The 15,643-nt window shown below is 60.8% G+C and carries 13 protein-coding genes; 11 read left to right on the top strand and 2 right to left on the bottom strand.

Going from position 1 to position 15,643, the window contains the following annotated elements:
- Together CVU60_04105 and CVU60_04110 are read right to left on the bottom strand one after the other, a co-directional pair.
- Positions 1-1,797, bottom strand: coding sequence for an aspartate--tRNA ligase (locus CVU60_04105; protein PKN42980.1), 1,797 nt, complete (start codon positions 1,795-1,797; stop codon positions 1-3).
- 50 nt (positions 1,798-1,847) lie between these two features.
- A complete protein-coding gene (locus CVU60_04110; GenBank protein ID PKN42981.1) occupies positions 1,848-3,101 on the bottom strand; it encodes a histidine--tRNA ligase in 1,254 nt (417 codons plus the stop codon).
- A gap of 147 nt (positions 3,102-3,248) precedes the next feature.
- Here CVU60_04110 and CVU60_04115 point away from each other — a divergent pair, with 147 nt between their 5' ends.
- From CVU60_04115 to CVU60_04165, 11 genes are all read left to right on the top strand, one after another.
- Entirely contained in the window at positions 3,249-3,953 is a 705-nt protein-coding gene (locus CVU60_04115; protein ID PKN42982.1) for a molybdopterin-guanine dinucleotide biosynthesis protein MobB, read from the top strand.
- Between the two features lie 28 nt (positions 3,954-3,981).
- Positions 3,982-5,772: a chloride channel protein gene (locus tag CVU60_04120; GenBank protein PKN42983.1), complete on the top strand. Its 1,791-nt coding sequence runs from the start codon at positions 3,982-3,984 to the stop codon at positions 5,770-5,772.
- Positions 5,773-5,774: 2 nt separating this feature from the next.
- Complete coding sequence (locus tag CVU60_04125; GenBank protein PKN42984.1) at positions 5,775-5,999, top strand: molybdopterin synthase sulfur carrier subunit; 225 nt, start codon at positions 5,775-5,777, stop codon at positions 5,997-5,999.
- The gene (locus CVU60_04130) at positions 5,996-6,835 is read left to right on the top strand and encodes a thiamine biosynthesis protein ThiF (protein PKN42985.1); all 840 of its coding nucleotides are present in this window, start codon (positions 5,996-5,998) and stop codon (positions 6,833-6,835) included. The genes CVU60_04125 and CVU60_04130 overlap by 4 nt, the downstream gene beginning before the upstream one ends.
- Before the next feature lie 16 nt (positions 6,836-6,851).
- Positions 6,852-7,478, top strand: coding sequence for a non-canonical purine NTP pyrophosphatase, RdgB/HAM1 family (gene rdgB, locus CVU60_04135; GenBank protein PKN42986.1), 627 nt, complete (start codon positions 6,852-6,854; stop codon positions 7,476-7,478).
- Positions 7,479-7,480: 2 nt separating this feature from the next.
- Positions 7,481-9,298, top strand: coding sequence for a glutamine--fructose-6-phosphate transaminase (isomerizing) (gene glmS / locus CVU60_04140; GenBank protein PKN42987.1), 1,818 nt, complete (start codon positions 7,481-7,483; stop codon positions 9,296-9,298).
- 2 nt (positions 9,299-9,300) lie between these two features.
- Positions 9,301-11,202 carry an N-acetylmuramoyl-L-alanine amidase gene (locus CVU60_04145; protein PKN42988.1) on the top strand — a complete coding sequence of 634 codons (1,902 nt, stop codon included), beginning with the start codon at positions 9,301-9,303 and terminating at the stop codon, positions 11,200-11,202.
- Positions 11,203-11,291: 89 nt separating this feature from the next.
- Positions 11,292-11,978, top strand: coding sequence for a DUF554 domain-containing protein (locus CVU60_04150; GenBank protein PKN42989.1), 687 nt, complete (start codon positions 11,292-11,294; stop codon positions 11,976-11,978).
- A 33-nt stretch (positions 11,979-12,011) separates the two neighbouring features.
- A complete protein-coding gene (locus CVU60_04155; protein PKN42990.1) occupies positions 12,012-14,009 on the top strand; it encodes a hypothetical protein in 1,998 nt (665 codons plus the stop codon).
- Positions 14,006-14,413 carry a hypothetical protein gene (locus CVU60_04160; GenBank protein ID PKN42991.1) on the top strand — a complete coding sequence of 136 codons (408 nt, stop codon included), beginning with the start codon at positions 14,006-14,008 and terminating at the stop codon, positions 14,411-14,413. Before CVU60_04155 ends, CVU60_04160 begins: the two co-directional genes overlap by 4 nt.
- Entirely contained in the window at positions 14,410-15,642 is a 1,233-nt protein-coding gene (locus CVU60_04165; GenBank protein ID PKN42992.1) for a hybrid sensor histidine kinase/response regulator, read from the top strand. The genes CVU60_04160 and CVU60_04165 overlap by 4 nt, the downstream gene beginning before the upstream one ends.
- The last annotated feature ends 1 nt before the right edge of the window (position 15,643 follow it).

A 15,643-nucleotide genomic window follows, 5' to 3' on the forward strand; every position in this document is an offset into this window, starting at 1 on the left:
TTACTCTTTGGGCTTTTCCCGGAGGCGCAGTCCCAGATCGCGCAACTGTGTGTTTTCGACCGTCGACGGGGCCTCGGTCATGAGGCAGGTCGCCTTCTGAGTCTTGGGGAAGGCGATGACGTCGCGGATGGACTTGGCTCCGGTCAGGAGCATGATCAGACGGTCCAGTCCGAAGGCAATGCCGCCATGGGGCGGTGCGCCGAAGACCAGGGCGTCGAGCAGAAAGCCGAACTTTGCCTGGGCTTCCTCGGCATCTATGCCGAGCGCGGCAAACATCTGCTGCTGGGTCTCGGGGTTGTGGATGCGGATGGAGCCGCCGCCGACCTCGGTGCCATTCAGCACGAGGTCATAGGCGCGGGCCACGGCCTTACCGGGATCGGCAGCCAGTGCGCCCATGTCCTTGGGTGCGGTGAAGGGGTGGTGCATGGCCACCCAGCGTTTTGCCTCGGGGTCCCATTCCAGGAGCGGGAAATCCGTGACCCACAGGGGCGCGAAGGTGCCCTCGGGGATGAGGCCAAAGCGTTCGCCGAGTTTGAGGCGCAGGTTGCCAAGCGCGCTATTGACCATGTCCGGGGCTCCCGCCTGGAAGAAGACGATATCGCCGGGCTTGAGATCCAGGGCCTCGGTCAGCCCGGCCCGTTCGGCATCGCTCAGAAACTTGGCGATGGGGGACTGCCAGCCGTCCTCCTTGATCTTGATCCAGGCCAGGCCCTGGGCGCCGTAAATCTTGACGAACTCGGTGTAGTCGTCGATCTCCTTGCGCGAAAGTTCGGCGCCGCCGGGTACGGGCAAGGCTTTTATCAGGGCTGCCGTGGCGAAGAGCTTGAACTCCGAGCCGCGCACGATTTCGGTCACGTCGGTGAGCTTCAGGCCAAAGCGGATGTCCGGTTTGTCCACGCCGTATTCGGCCATGGCCTGCTCGTACTTCATGCGCGGGATGGGCTGGGCGAGCTCCTGGCCCAGGGCTTCGCGCAGCACGCGGACGATCATGCCCTCGGCCATGCCCATGACCTGCTCTTCGTCCACAAAGGACATCTCAATGTCGATCTGGGTGAACTCGGGCTGGCGGTCGGCGCGCAGGTCCTCGTCGCGGAAGCATTTGACGATCTGGAAATAGCGGTCCATTCCGCCGCACATGAGCAGCTGCTTGAAGAGCTGCGGCGACTGCGGCAGCGCATAGAACTGGCCCTGGTTGACGCGGCTCGGCACCAGGAAATCGCGTGCGCCCTCGGGGGTGGACTTGGTCAGGACCGGGGTCTCGATTTCAAGGAATCCGAGCTCGTCCAGATAACGGCGCACGGACTGGGAGACGCGGCTCCTTAAGATCAGATTGTCGGCCATGGCCTTGCGGCGCAGGTCCAGAAAGCGGTACTTGAGGCGCAGGTTCTCGGACACGTCGACCCGATCCTCGATGGGGAAGGGCGGTGTCTTGGCCGTGTTCAGGAGCTTGAACTCGGTCACGTAGACTTCGATGGCGCCCGTGGCCAGCTTGGAGTTGACCATGTCGTCGGGACGTGCGCGCACCACGCCCTTGATGGCCAGGACGAATTCCGTGCGCAGCACGTGGGCGCGGGCGTGCGCCTCGGGTGCGACCTCAGGGGAGAAGACGACCTGAGTCAGGCCGTGGCGGTCTCGCAGGTCGATGAAAATCAGTCCGCCGTGGTCGCGGCGGTATTGCACCCAGCCCATGAGGCAGGCTTCCTGGCCCAGCTGCTTAGGTCCCAGGTCCGCACAGGTGTGGGTCCTGCGCCAGTCGCCGAGGGAGTCCATCCCGAGTTCCGTGTTTCTGTCATCCATATATTTTCCTCGCTTGGGTACGATAAGCTGCAAACGGTGTGTGTAAAGTCCTAGGGCTTGCGAAAGCCCAGGGCCTGCTCCAGATCATCCTGGCCGATATTCTTCTGCACGCCCGTGGCCATGTCCTTGACCACGATCTGGCCCTTTTCCATTTCGTCCTGACCCAGGATCAGGCAGGTCTTGACGCCGAGCTTGTTGGCCTGGCGCATCTGGGCCTTGATGCTGCGGGCCTCGAAGGAGACCTCTCCGGCGAAGCCCCGCTCGCGCATGCGCTGGGCCAGGAGCAGGGCCGTGTTCAGGGCGCGGGAGTCGAGCACCGCCAGATAGAAGTCCGGGGTCGGGATCTGGGCCTGCCCGTAGAGCAGGGCCAGACGTTCCATGCCGCAGGCGAATCCGATGCCCGGCAGGTCGGGGCCGCCGAGCTGCTTGATCAGTCCGTCGTAACGGCCTCCGCCGGCCACTGCGGTCTGCGCGCCGATCTCTCCGGAGACGACTTCGAAGGTGGTGCGCTGGTAGTAGTCAAGGCCGCGCACCAGTCGCTCGTTCAGGCGGTAGGGAAGCTGGGCGCTGTCCAGGATGTCGCGCACCTGGGCGAAATGTTCGTCGCATCCGGGGCACAGGGAGTCGGTGATGCTCGGGGCGCCGTCGACCAGTTCCTTGCAGGTCGGGACCTTGCAGTCCAGCACGCGCAGGGGGTTGGTTTCGCTGCGGCGCTTGCAGTCCTCGCACAGCTTCGACTGATCCACCCCGGACAGGAAGTCCCGCAGACGCTGGTGAAAGACCGGCCGGCACTCGGGGCAGCCCAGTGAGTTGAGTTCCAGGGAGAGATTCTTGAGGCCCAGTTTGCACAGGAAGGTCCAGAGCATGAGCACGACCTCGGCGTCGGCCTGGGGCGCATCCGTGCCCAGGACCTCGACGTCGAGCTGGTGAAACTGGCGCAGGCGGCCTTTTTGCGGGCGCTCGTAGCGGAACATGGGTCCGCAGGCAAAAAGCTTGGTCGTGCCCTCGGATCCGCACTGGCCTGATTCGATGAAGGCGCGCAGCACCCCGGCCGTGGCTTCGGGGCGCATGGTCAGTGAGCGTCCCTTGCGGTCGGCGAAGGTATACATTTCCTTTTGCACGACGTCGGTTTCCTCGCCGATGGAGCGGGCGAACAGCTCTGTTTTCTCCAGTATGGGTACGCGCACTTCCTGGCATCCATACGTGCCGAAAACCTGGCGGGCCAGATTTTCCATCAGGGTGTGGACCGTGCTCTCCGGGCAGAAGAGGTCAGAAAAGCCTTTAATTTTCTGAATTTTAGACATAGAAAATATCTGTCCTTGACGAATGGGATGGGGGATGCGCGCCTTGAGCCAGGCTCCGTTTGCAATGGGGCGGGACTTGCGGCGATGCGCATGGGAAAATTGAATTGGTTAATTGATGAACGAAGGATTGTCAAAGACGGAGGAGCAATGTTCAAGGCTGTTTCAGTGGTGGGCTTCAAGAAATCAGGCAAGACCACGCTTGTGCTTGACCTTGCCCGTGAATTGACGGTGCGGGGCCGCAAGGTGGCAGTGGTCAAGTTTACCCATCACGGGCTGGACCTCGAGGGCACGGACACGTCCCGTTTTGCGCAGGAGTGCGTCAGCGTTGCAGGTATCGGTCCCAAGACCACGACCCTGCTCTGGAATTCTGCGCGGCAGCTGCAGGACATATTTCCCCTGCTCGATGCGGACATCGTGCTGGTCGAAGGAGGGAAATCCCTGACCTGGCTGCCCCGGATCGTGGTTCTGGGCTCCGGAGAAGACGAGTCCATGCTGGACAACGGCTTGGCCCTGGCTTCCCATGGGACGGGGGCATTGCCCGGTGTGCGCAGGATCGACTCCATCGCGGATCTGGCCACGCTTGCCGACAGCCGGGCCTTTTCCCTGCCCGGCCTTGATTGCGGAGCCTGCGGCAGGGATTCCTGCCTGGCTCTGGCGCGGGAAATCGTGACCGGCACGGCCGACGAGGATTTCTGCGTGGCCATGCATGCCAAGCTCAGCATACGGGTCGGAGGCAGGCGTCTTGCTCTGAATCCTTTTCTCGACAGGCTGGTCACGGGAACCATCCGCGGACTTCTGACCGAACTCAAGGGCAATGTGCCTGGGCAGAAGGTTGAAATCATCCTGGAATAAACCCGCGAACAAGTGACGAGGAGAATTCATGCGCAGAGACCCGGCTGAATCCGACCGGATCATGGCCATGGGCAGGTGGTTGCTGAATTTTGTGCTTATCGGCGTGGTCAGCGGCTTGGGGGCTGTTCTTTTTCATTTGCTGTGTGAAGGCGGCAATTTTCTTTTCATGGACATGCTGGCCGGCTACCATCCGCCTGCGCCAGCCGGTGAGCGTCACCTGCTGCCAAGCACCGGCAACGAGTTCAACAGATACATGCTCTTCGTTCTTCCGGCCCTCGGCGGCCTGATCAGCGGCTGGCTGGTCTATACGTTTGCGCCGGAGGCCGAGGGGCACGGCACGGACGGTGCCATTGACGCCTATCACCGCAAGGCGGGGCACATCCGCGGGCGCGTGCCCATCATCAAGACCCTGGCCTCGGCCATAACCCTGACCTCCGGCGGGTCTGGCGGACGTGAAGGTCCCATCGCCCAGATCGGAGCCGGTTTCGGATCCTTTCTGGCCACGCGCCTGAAGCTTTCGGACCGGGACCGGCGGATCATGCTGGCTGCGGGCATGGCCGCCGGGGTGGGCAGCATTTTCAGGGCCCCGCTGGCCGGAGCCCTGTTCGCGGCCGAGGTGCTTTACCGCGACCCTGAAATAGAAGGGGATGTGATCATCCCTGCCGGTTTGTCCTCGGTGGTGGCTTACTGCATTTTCTGCATGTTTTTCGGTTGGGGGAATCTTTTCCGGGCCCCGCAGATGGCGTTCTCGAATCCCCTGGCGCTGGGTCCGTATACGGTTCTGGCTCTTGTTCTGACCGCCGTAGGCTGGCTTTATGTGACCAGCTTTCATCGCATCACCGCCTTTTTCAGATCGCTTCGCATGCCCCGGCATTTTCGCCCGGCCCTTGGGGGCCTGGCCGTTGGCGTGATCGGCTTCTGGCTGCCCCAGACCCTGGGTTTTGGATACGGCTTCGTGCAGATGGCCCTGGATGGCGACGCGTCGCTGTGGTTGTTGGGGACGGTCTGCTTTGGCAAAATCCTGACCACTTCGCTGACGATCGGTTCAGGCGGTTCGGGCGGCGTGTTCGGTCCTTCCGTGGTGATCGGCGGGGCCGCCGGTGCGTTGGTCGGGATTTTCTTCCATCATTTCATGCCCTCGGTTGTTCCGCAGCCTGCGGCCTTCGTGCTGGTGGGCATGGCCGGATTTTTTACCGGGGTATCCAACACGCCCATCTCGACCATCATCTTCATCAGCGAGATGAGCAATTCCTATCAGTTGCTGTTGCCAAGTCTGCTGGTCTGTTCCCTGACCTATTTGCTGTCCAAACGCTGGACCATCTACACGTCGCAGGTTGACGGACCGGTCGACTCTCCGGCTCATGCCGGGACGCTGTTCGTCGACGTGCTGCAGAAGCTTAAAGTCAGTGAATTGCAAGACCGCCTGACCCCGCCCTGTCTCATTCCGCAGAACATGACCCTGGCCAGTTTCAAGGAGCGCTTTCGCTCCACAAAGGAGCATTATTTCCCCGTGGTGGATGGGAATGAACGCATGATCGGAATCTTCTCCGTCAATGATGTGCGTGAATTTCTTTTTGAACCGGGTCTTGACTCTCTGGTGGTCATGTCGGAATTAGGTACAAGAGAAGTCATATCCACCACACTTGACGAGGATCTCAATTCAGTATTTTCCAAAGTGACGGTGAAGAATATTGACTCCATACCGGTGGTTCGGGATGATGCCCCCGACATTGTGGTGGGAATGCTCAGCAGAAGAACCATCATCGACTTTTACAACAAGCGCTTGGCCACGCTCCGTCAGCGCGGGGAAAAGGGGTGACCATGAAGATACGGATCAAATGTTTTGCGACTCTTGGCGACCATACGCCGGAAAGCGGCAGTCTGCAGTTGGCCGAGGGCGCGACGGTCATGGACGCCATGACCCTGGTCGGGCTCAAGGAGGAGGATGTGAAGCTGATTTTCGTCAACAGCAAGAGCGCGGCGCTTGATACCGTGCTGGCCGATGACGACCAGCTGGGCATTTTTCCGGCGGTGGGAGGGGGATGAGCGACTCGTTTGCGCGCGGCCTTGAACGGGTGAGCGCTCATGACGCCCAGCGCAAGGTACGCACCGTGTCCCTGGCAGAGCTTGGCGCGTTGTGCGACCGGGAGGGACTCTCCCTGAACCAGGGCGGGCGGGCGGCTCTCGCGCATGACGTGACGCCCCTGCCCCTGCTCAAGAGCAGGCACGGCATAAGCCGGGGCGAGCAGGCCGCGCTTCTGGACTCCACGGTGCTGCTGGTCGGGGCCGGAGGACTGGGCGGTTATGTGCTGGAACTGCTGGCCCGGTTTGGCGTGGGGCGAATACTCGTTGCCGACGGCGATGTTTTCGAGGAGAGCAACCTCAACAGGCAATTGCTTTCCAGCGTGGCGGATCTGGGGCGCAACAAGGCCAGGGTCGCGGCGGAGCGGGTGGCGCGCATTGCCCCGTTGGTGGATGTGCAGGCTCTGGAGATATTTCTGGATCGGGACAATCTGCCCCGGGCCCTGCAAGGAGTGGGCGTGGTTGTCGATGCGCTGGGCGGGATAGCGCCGCGCATGGCCCTGCATGATGTGGCGCTGGGATTGAAGATTCCGGTCGTGGCCGCAGCCGTGGCCGGCTGGACCGTGGTGGTGGGCAGCGAGACTTTCGCACGCAGGGGTATCTCGCGCATGTGGTCAAACCCCGATGCTTCGGACGCGGAACACGCTCTGGGCAGCCTGTCCCCGGCGGTCTCGCTGGCAGCGGCGCTCATGGCGGCCGAAGCCTCCCGTTATCTGCTCAAGGGCGAACTCCAGTTGGCCGGGCGCATGCTGCACGCCGATCTGGCCTCCTTTTCTTTTGAAATTTATGATCTTGAATAAGACACGAGACAATGAGATGAACACAATCGTTTTGGCAACGGGCAATGCGGGCAAGATTCGTGAACTGGCGGCCATGCTGGCCGAGCAGGTGCCCGATATCCGGGTTCTCGGGCTGTCCGATTTCCCCATGATCAAGGACATCCCCGAGACGGGAGTGACTTTCGAGGAGAACGCGCGCATCAAGGCCGTGGCCGTAGCCCGGGCCACCGGGCTGGTGGCCGTGGCCGACGACTCGGGTCTGGCCGTGGACGCTCTGGGCGGTGCCCCGGGAGTCTATTCCGCCCGTTACAGCGGCGAGGGAGCAACGGACCAAAAGAACGTGGACAAACTGCTTGATGCCCTGACCGACGTGCCGGATGCCGGGCGGGGCTGTCATTTTGCCTGCGTCATGCTGGCAGCGACCCCTGGCGGCACGGAATTGATCGGACGGGGAGCCTGGCACGGCCGGGTCGCCTGGACGCCCGCGGGCAGCGGCGGGTTCGGGTATGATCCCGTATTTTTTGACGAGAATTTGGGTGTGACGGCGGCGCAAATGGAAGCGCAGGTCAAGAACGCTCGCAGTCATCGGGGGCTCGCCCTGCGGGATCTGCTTCGCGGCTGGCCTGAATTCTGGAAAAAAGCTCAGCTGGAATTGGAGAAATAAACATGTGCGGAATCATAGGATATACGGGGCATCGTCCGGCCATCCCGGCCATTGTCGAAGGACTGCGACGCCTGGAATACAGGGGCTATGATTCGGCCGGAGTGGCCTACGAAGAGGCGCAGGGGCTGCGTGTCATCCGTGCCGAAGGCAAGCTTGGCGCTCTGGACCTGAAGGTCGCGGGTCTGGACACGGCGTCCTCGGTCTGCGGCATCGGCCATACCCGTTGGGCCACACATGGCCTGCCCGTGGAGCGCAATGCCCATCCGCACATGGATGGGGACAATCGCTTTGCCCTTGTCCACAACGGGATCATCGAAAATTACGTTGAGCTCAAGGCCGAGCTTGTGGCCGAAGGGCATGTCTTCCAGTCCGAGACGGACACCGAGGTGCTGGTGCACGTCATCGCCAAGGGCGTGGACCTTACCGGCGACGTGCGTCGGGGCATCTCCTGGGCGCTCTCCCGGATTGACGGTGCCTACGCCTTCGCCCTGCTCTCCCGCGAACATCCCGGAAAGATCTGGGCCAGCCGCAAGGCCAGCCCGCTTCTGATGGGCATCGGGACGGGCGAGAATTTTCTGGCCTCCGATATCCCGGCTTTCCTGCCGTATACCCGGGAAGTGGTTTTCCTGGACAATGGCGAACTGGTCGAAATCGACGCGGGCTCGTGGCAGGTCTTCGACTCCCTGACCCTGGAGCCCAAGGACAAGGAAGTGAAGCACATCTCCTGGGATGTGCAGGCCGCCCAGAAGGACGGCTTCAAGCATTTCATGCTCAAAGAGATCTTCGAGCAGCCCAAGGTTATCCGCGACTGCCTGACCGGACGAATCCAGAAGGGTCGGGTCGTGCTGCCCGAACTCGACGCCCTGGCCCTTCCGCAGCGGCTGACCATTGTCGCCTGCGGAACATCCTACCATGCCGGACTTTGGGCCAAGTACCTGCTTGAGTCCTGGGCGCGCATCCCCGTGCAGGTCGAGATCGCCTCGGAGTTCCGCTACCGCGACAGCGTTTTTCTGCCCGGCGATCTGGTCCTGACCATCAGCCAGTCCGGCGAGACCGCCGACACCCTGGCCGCCATCCGCATCGCCCGCGAGGCCGGGGTGCCGATCCTCGGGCTGTGCAACGTGGTGGGGTCGTCCATTGCGAGGGAGTCCGACGCTGTCGTGTACACCCAGGCCGGGCCAGAGATCAGCGTGGCCTCGACCAAGGCCATGTGCAGCCAGATGGTCCTGCTGCTGCTCATGACCCTGTCCTGGGGCGTGCGAAAGGGCGTGCTGCAGGACGAAACCCTGGAGCGCTGCCTGCACGATCTGCCCCTGCTTCCCGATCAGCTGGAAGCGGAGCTGCCCACCGTCCGCGAAAAGGCCAAGGCTTTGAGTCAGGAGTACGCTGACGCCCGCAGCTTCTTTTTTCTGGGCCGCGGACAGAACTTTCCCCTGGCCCTTGAGGGTGCGCTGAAACTGAAAGAAATTTCCTACATCCATGCTGAAGGGTATGCCGCCGGCGAGATGAAGCACGGCCCCATCGCGCTCGTCGACCAGCATTTTCCGACCTTCGCCATGGCACTGGGCGATGAACTGCTGCAAAAGGTGGCCTCGAACCTGCAAGAAGTGCAGGCCAGGGGCGGCCGGATCATCGCCCTGGTCAATCCCGGCGCTGCGCCTGCGGTGGAGGATCCCTGGGTCCTGCCCGATGCATGGGGCCCGCTGAAGAGTTTTCTGGTGCTGCCGGCAGTGCAGCTTTTCGCCTATGAAATGGCCGTCTACCTGGGCAAGGATGTGGATCAGCCCCGGAATTTGGCCAAATCCGTGACCGTGGAATAAGGATGTCTCTACGAAAATCGCTTGAAATTGTTATTGCCCTGGCGATGGTGCTGGGGTTTGCATGCACTGCTCTGGCTTCGGCCAAGAGCGAGTATACGCGTGGGGTCAGCGCTTTCAATTCGTTGCTTGCCAACGAAAAGAGGGCCGGGCTGAAGGCGGAATGGGAAGCGGTCATGAAGCCGTTTTTACGTTCTCTTGGGGCCGATCCCAAAAGCGAGTATGCGCCCCGGTCCATGTTTTTTCTCGGCAGATGCTATGAAGAGCTGGCCCGCCGCTCTTTTTCCCGGACCGACCGGCTCAAGGCCCTCGAAGCCTACGATCGCATGCTGGCCGTGTATCCCAGGCATGGATGGGCCGATGACGCCCTGTACCGCATGGGCCTGGTCTGGCAGGAGCAGTTCAACGATCCTGTAAGGGCAGCCAAGGTTTTCACGGCTGTCCTCAACGATTATCCCAACGGCGACAAGGTTCCCGAGGCGCGTGAACGCCTGGCGCGAATTCCTGGCGGCGATCCGGTCAAGACTGCCTCGCCCGCGCGGGAAAAGCCGGAGGAGACAAAATCTGCGGCGGCCCCGAAGCAGGCAGCGGTCCCGGCGGCAAAGCTCAAGGACGGGCTGACCCTGCTGGGCATCCGTCACTGGTCCAGCCCGGATTATACACGGGTGGTCATGGATATCACCCAGGATGCGCACTATGAACGCGCGCTCGTGGAGAAGGCCAAGAACGGCAACAAGCAGCTGCAGATCATGCTGCAGCAGGCTGGCATTGCGGCCGATGTCATGCCAGTGCGCAGCATCGATGACGGGATTCTTTCCATGATTCAGGTAGCCCCTGATCCGGCTGGAGGAGCGCTGGTCACACTGGATCTGATGGCGATGGACCACTACAGGGTTTTTACCCTGCCCGAGCCTTACCGCGTGGTTATCGACATTTACGGCAAGGCCGGGGAAGCGACTCAAAAGTCCCAGGCCGTTGCCGCCGCTCCGCAGACGGATCATGTGCAGGCGGCCTTGGCCGAACTGCAGGCAAAGCAGGAACAGCCCTCTCCCCCGAAAAAGGACACAACGGCAAAACAGTCCGGCAAGATCCCCGCGACCAAGAGCACTGCTGCGAAAACCAAGACCCCCGCTCAGGAGGCCAAGACGCCGGAGATCAAGGTCAGTTCGACGCAGAAAAAGTATACAGGCTCCCTCGTTGAACAGCTTGGTCTCAAGGTGCGCACCATCATGATCGACGCCGGACATGGCGGCAAGGATCCCGGCGCGGTGGCCAACGGCCTTCAGGAAAAGAAGCTCAATTTGCGTATGGCCAAGATTCTGGGAGGGATGCTCAAGGAACAGGGTTTCGAGGTGCATTACACCCGTACCGGCGACTCGTTCATCCCGCTGGAGGAGCGCACGGCCATGGCCAACGCCAAGAACGCGGATCTGTTCATTTCCATCCATTGCAATGCACACAAGGATAAAACCGTCAAAGGGCTTGAGGTCTATTACCTGAACCTGGCCACCGACGCGCAGGCCGTGCGCGTCGCGGCGCGTGAAAACGGCGTGTCCGCGAAGAAGATCAGCGACATGCAGTTCATCCTTTCGGACCTCATGCTCAACTCCAAGATCAATGAATCACGGCAGATGGCGGCCCTGGTCGAAGAGGAGACCTTGCGGATCATGCGTCCCAAGTATTCGCTCTCCAGTCATGGCTCCAAGGGCGCGTTTTTCTACGTCCTGACCGGGGCACGCATGCCGTCCGTTCTGGTGGAGCTCGGCTATCTGACCAACCCCACCGAAGCGGCCAGACTCAACACGGACGCCTATCTGGGGACCATGGCTCAAGGACTGACCCGTGGCGTGCTGGCCTACAAAAAGAAACTGGAACGATTTGCCCTCAACCCATCGGGCAAATCCTGATAATCGTCTCCGGTGAGACTTTTGCCGCCCATGCCCCGTTTTGGGGCTGGGCGGTCTTTTTTTAACACTTTGCTTCGGAGTCAAGAGTCATGGTTTTTCCCCTCGGTTCGGTGATCAACGCATTGGCCATTCTCGCCGGAGGCGCTTTGGGGATGTTGCTGCATGGCCGGTTGCCGGAGAAAATGCGGCAGGTCGTTTTTCAGGGCCTCGGGCTTTGCGTTCTGGTCATCGGCATGCAGATGGCTTTGCAGGGGAAGAACGGGTTGCTTGTGGTCCTGAGCGTTCTCATTGGCGGAGTGGTGGGCGAGGCCTTGCATCTCGAGGACCGTTTCGCGGGACTGGCCGGGAAGCTGAAAAATCTGGTGCGTTCAAGCAATACCCGTTTCGTGGACGGCATGGTCAACGCCTCTCTGATTTACTGCATCGGCGCCATGGCCATTCTCGGTTCTTTTGACGAAGGCATCCGCGGAGACCACTCGATCCTCTTCACCAAGGCCCTGCTGGACGGATTCGCCTCCATCGCCCTGGCTTCGACCTACGGGGCCGGGGTGCTTTTTTCCGCCTTGCCGGTCTTGCTTTACCAGGGCCTTTTGACCCTTTTCGCCAGTTCCTTTCAGGCGTATTTCTCAGATTACCTCATCGCCCAGCTCACGGCCACCGGCGGGACCCTGATCCTTGGCATCGGCATCAACCTGCTCGGGCTCACGGTCATTCGCCTGTCCAGCCTTTTGCCGTCTCTGGTCGTGATCGTCATCCTTTCCATCGTCTTTCCGTAAGTGCGCAGCGACCCTTCTTGGCGGAGAAGAGTTTTGCTTTTCAAAGTCTTGCCGATGTGTTTAAAATGGAAAGGTCGGAGTCGGAATTTTCCGCTTCGGCATGCGTGGATTCAAACTTTTAGCGGTGGGCAGATGGCGACCTCATCCCGGATTATTCCAACCGATGCCAGCGGACGACTGGGTCGCAAGCTGCTGCTCTGGATCCTGCTCGGGAGCACTGTTTTCACGGTGCTCGGAACGGTGGTGCAGCTTACTTTCGATTACCGCAACGACAGGGAGGCCATGCTCTCGCAGCTGGAACAGATTCGCACGTCGCGCCTGTCCAGCCTGACCAGCGCGCTGTGGCATCTGGACGAGGTACAGATCCTGGTCCAGCTCGAAGGGGTCCTCGAGATGCGCGACATCATGTACGCAGAGGTCGTGACTCCGGAGGGAATACGGTATTTTCGGGGGGGGCAGGCCGAGGAAAAAGATCTGTTCGTGCGGAAATTCCCTCTCCAGTACAAGGTCCTGGATCGCATCGACATGATCGGCACCCTCATTGTGGCCGCCGACAAGAGCGCCTTGCAACGCCGGCTGCTGGACAAGATCCTGGTCATCGGCATCACCCAGGGCGTGCAGATCTTCCTGGTGGCCATCCTTGTCGTTTTCATCTTTTACATGCTGGTCACCCGTCATTTGCGCCGGATGGCTCTCTATACCGCCGGCCTGACCATCGACAGGTTGCCGGAACCGCTTTTGCTGGACAAGCGCTCGTCCACGCCCGACGAGATCGACATCGTGGTCCGCGCCTTCAACGACATGCGCGAAAACCTGCTGCGGGATATCAAGCAGCGGGAAGACGCCGAGAAGAAGCTCAAGGAGGCCGAAGGGTACATCCGTAACATTCTCGATTCGATGCCTTCGATCCTGGTCTCTGTAGATGTGGATGGACGCGTCACCCAGTGGAATCAGCAGGCGGTGCTCAAAATCGGTGTCTCGGTGGAAGAAGCCGTGGGCAGGCCGTTTACGGATGTGTGTCCTGGGGCTCCGGTCAGCATGGAGCAGATCAGGGAGGCCGTGAGCACCAATCTTTCGGTCAAGATACCCAAGGTGCCCAAGAAAGAGGAAGACGTGGTGGTCGAGTACGTGGACGTCACGGTCTACCCCCTGACGACCAACAACGTGCAGGGTGCGGTCATACGCATAGACGACGCCACGGAGCGGGTGCGGCTCGAAGAGATGCTCATCCAGTCGGAAAAGATGATCTCCGTAGGCGGCCTGGCTGCGGGCATGGCCCACGAGATCAACAATCCCCTGGCGGGAATCCTGCAAAACGGGCAGGTCATCAGAAACAGGCTCTCCCCCGAGTTGCCCGCAAACAGGAAGCTGGCTGAAGAACTCGGTGCCGACATGGACCTGATCCATGCCTATTTCGAACGGCGCGGTTGCATGCGCATGATGGATTCGATCATGGACTCGGGCTTGCGGGCCGCGCGGATCGTCGAGAACATGCTGTCTTTCAGCCGCAAGAACAATCTGCGCATGGCAGAGGTAGATATCCGGGCACTGCTGGACCGGACTCTTGAACTTGCGGCCAATGACTATGACCTCAAAAAGCAGTATGACTTCCGAAAGATCAGGATTATTCGCGAGTACGAGGAGAATCTGCCGCTGGTCTGTTGCGAGGAAAGCAAGATCCAGCAGGTCTTTTTCAACCTGATCCGCAACGGTGCCCACGCCATGGGTTCCAACGACCGTCCGCCCTGCTTCATTCTGCGCGTCATGAGCGCCGACACGGAGGTGCGGATCGAGATCGAGGACAATGGACCGGGTATGTCCGAAGAATTGCGCAAGAGGGTTTTCGAGCCGTTTTTCACCACCAAGCGGGTGGGGGAAGGCACCGGTCTTGGTCTCTCGGTGTCCTATTTTCTGATAGTTGAAAACCATGGCGGCAGGATCGATGTGGAATCAAGCCTTGGCAAGGGTTCCGTCTTCATCATCCATCTGCCTCTCACTCCGGTGGAAAAAACCGCCGGCGGAGCTTCATGATGTCGCAGGATACGATCACGCAAAGCACGACAACGGTGCTCGTTCTGGATGACGAGCCGAACATTCGGGAGAGCCTGGCCGAGTATCTGATGGATTGCGGTTTTGTCACTCTGGCGGCCGAGAGCGCCGAGGACGCCCTGATGCTGCCCGGCCTGGGCGATGTCTCGGTGGCGGTGGTGGACATCCGCCTTGGGGGTATTGACGGCCTGGAGTTCATCAAGAGGCTGCACGCCCTGCATCCTTCCGTGCGCTGCCTCATCCATACCGGCTCCACGGATTTTCAGCTGGACAAGGAATTGCGGGCCATCGGCCTGACGGAACGCGAGGTGCTCTTCAAGCCGGTCCTGGACATGGGCATTTTCGAGACCCTTATCCTGGAGAAGGTCGCGGAGGGCAGGTCATGAACCAAGGCGGGAAGTCCGTGGTCCTGACCATCGACGATGACCAGGCGGTCCGTGAGAGCCTGGCCAATTTTCTCGAGGATTTCGGATACGGGGTGCTGCAGGCCGGAGACGGACAGCAGGGCCTGGAAGTTTTTGCGGCCAACCGTCCTGATCTGATCCTGGTGGATCTGCGCATGCCTCGCATGGACGGGTTGCAGGTTCTGGCCAAGGTGCAGGAACTCTCCCCGGAGACGCCCATCATGGTGGTCTCGGGGGCCGGGGATATCCGTGACGTGGTGGAGGCGTTGCGCCGCGGCGCCTGGGATTATCTGGTCAAGCCCATCCAGGACATGAACATCCTGTTGCATTCCGTGGAGACATGTCTGGAGCGGGCCAGGTTGCAGCGTCAGAACCGGGAGTACCAGAAAAGTCTGGAGGAATCACTTGATAAGCTGCATCGCACCCAGAAGGAAATGATCCAGTCGGCCAAGATGGCGGCGCTGGGCGATCTGGTGGCCGGGGTGGCTCATGAGGTGAACACGCCCATAGGGGTGAGCGTCACGGCGGCGTCCTTTCTGGCCGAGCGGACGCGGCAGCTGCGGGAACTTTACGAGAAAGGCGAGATGAAGCGGTCGGACCTGGAGAAATACCTGGCCCTGGCCGAGGAGTCTTCCGGGTCGGTGCTCTCCAATCTGGAGCGGGCCGCGGAGCTGGTGCAGAGTTTCAAGAAGGTCGCGGCGGATCAGAGTTCCGAAGAGAAGCGTGTCTTCGAGATGAAAAATTATCTGGAACAGATTCTTCTGAGCCTGCGGCCGCAGTTCAAGCGCACCCCGCATCAGGTGCAGATGCACTGTCCGGATGACCTGACCCTTGATTCCTACCCCGGGGCGATCATGCAGATCATGACCAACCTGGTCATGAATTCCCTTATCCACGGCTTCGCGGACGGACGGCCCGGGGAGATATCCATCGATGTGGAGGCTGCCGGCGAAAACGTGGTGCTGACGTATCGTGACACGGGCATGGGCATGGGCCGCGAGCAAAAGGAGCGGATCTACGATCCGTTTTACACCACCACGCGCGGGTCCGGGGGGACGGGCCTTGGCATGAACATTGTCTACAACCTGGTTACCCAGACCCTGAAGGGTTCCATCCTGCTGGAAACCAGCCCCGGTCAGGGCGCCATGTTCATGCTGACGCTGCCCAAGGATCCGGACAGGATTGTTGTCCTGCCCGGCAATCCGGCATAGG

This window comes from Deltaproteobacteria bacterium HGW-Deltaproteobacteria-18 (assembly GCA_002841885.1).
Taxonomy (GTDB): Bacteria; Desulfobacterota; Desulfovibrionia; order Desulfovibrionales; family Desulfomicrobiaceae; genus Desulfomicrobium.

Bases quoted from the DNA above. Each gene is read 5' to 3' on its own strand.
- CVU60_04105 (PKN42980.1), bottom strand. From the start codon at position 1,797: ATGGATGACAGAAACACGGAACTCGGGATGGACTCCCTCGGCGACTGG.
- CVU60_04110 (PKN42981.1), bottom strand. From the start codon at position 3,101: ATGTCTAAAATTCAGAAAATTAAAGGCTTTTCTGACCTCTTCTGCCCG.
- CVU60_04115 (PKN42982.1), top strand. From the start codon at position 3,249: ATGTTCAAGGCTGTTTCAGTGGTGGGCTTCAAGAAATCAGGCAAGACC.
- CVU60_04120 (PKN42983.1), top strand. From the start codon at position 3,982: ATGCGCAGAGACCCGGCTGAATCCGACCGGATCATGGCCATGGGCAGG.
- CVU60_04125 (PKN42984.1), top strand. From the start codon at position 5,775: ATGAAGATACGGATCAAATGTTTTGCGACTCTTGGCGACCATACGCCG.
- CVU60_04130 (PKN42985.1), top strand. From the start codon at position 5,996: ATGAGCGACTCGTTTGCGCGCGGCCTTGAACGGGTGAGCGCTCATGAC.
- rdgB (PKN42986.1), top strand. From the start codon at position 6,852: ATGAACACAATCGTTTTGGCAACGGGCAATGCGGGCAAGATTCGTGAA.
- glmS (PKN42987.1), top strand. From the start codon at position 7,481: ATGTGCGGAATCATAGGATATACGGGGCATCGTCCGGCCATCCCGGCC.
- CVU60_04145 (PKN42988.1), top strand. From the start codon at position 9,301: ATGTCTCTACGAAAATCGCTTGAAATTGTTATTGCCCTGGCGATGGTG.
- CVU60_04150 (PKN42989.1), top strand. From the start codon at position 11,292: ATGGTTTTTCCCCTCGGTTCGGTGATCAACGCATTGGCCATTCTCGCC.
- CVU60_04160 (PKN42991.1), top strand. From the start codon at position 14,006: ATGATGTCGCAGGATACGATCACGCAAAGCACGACAACGGTGCTCGTT.
- CVU60_04165 (PKN42992.1), top strand. From the start codon at position 14,410: ATGAACCAAGGCGGGAAGTCCGTGGTCCTGACCATCGACGATGACCAG.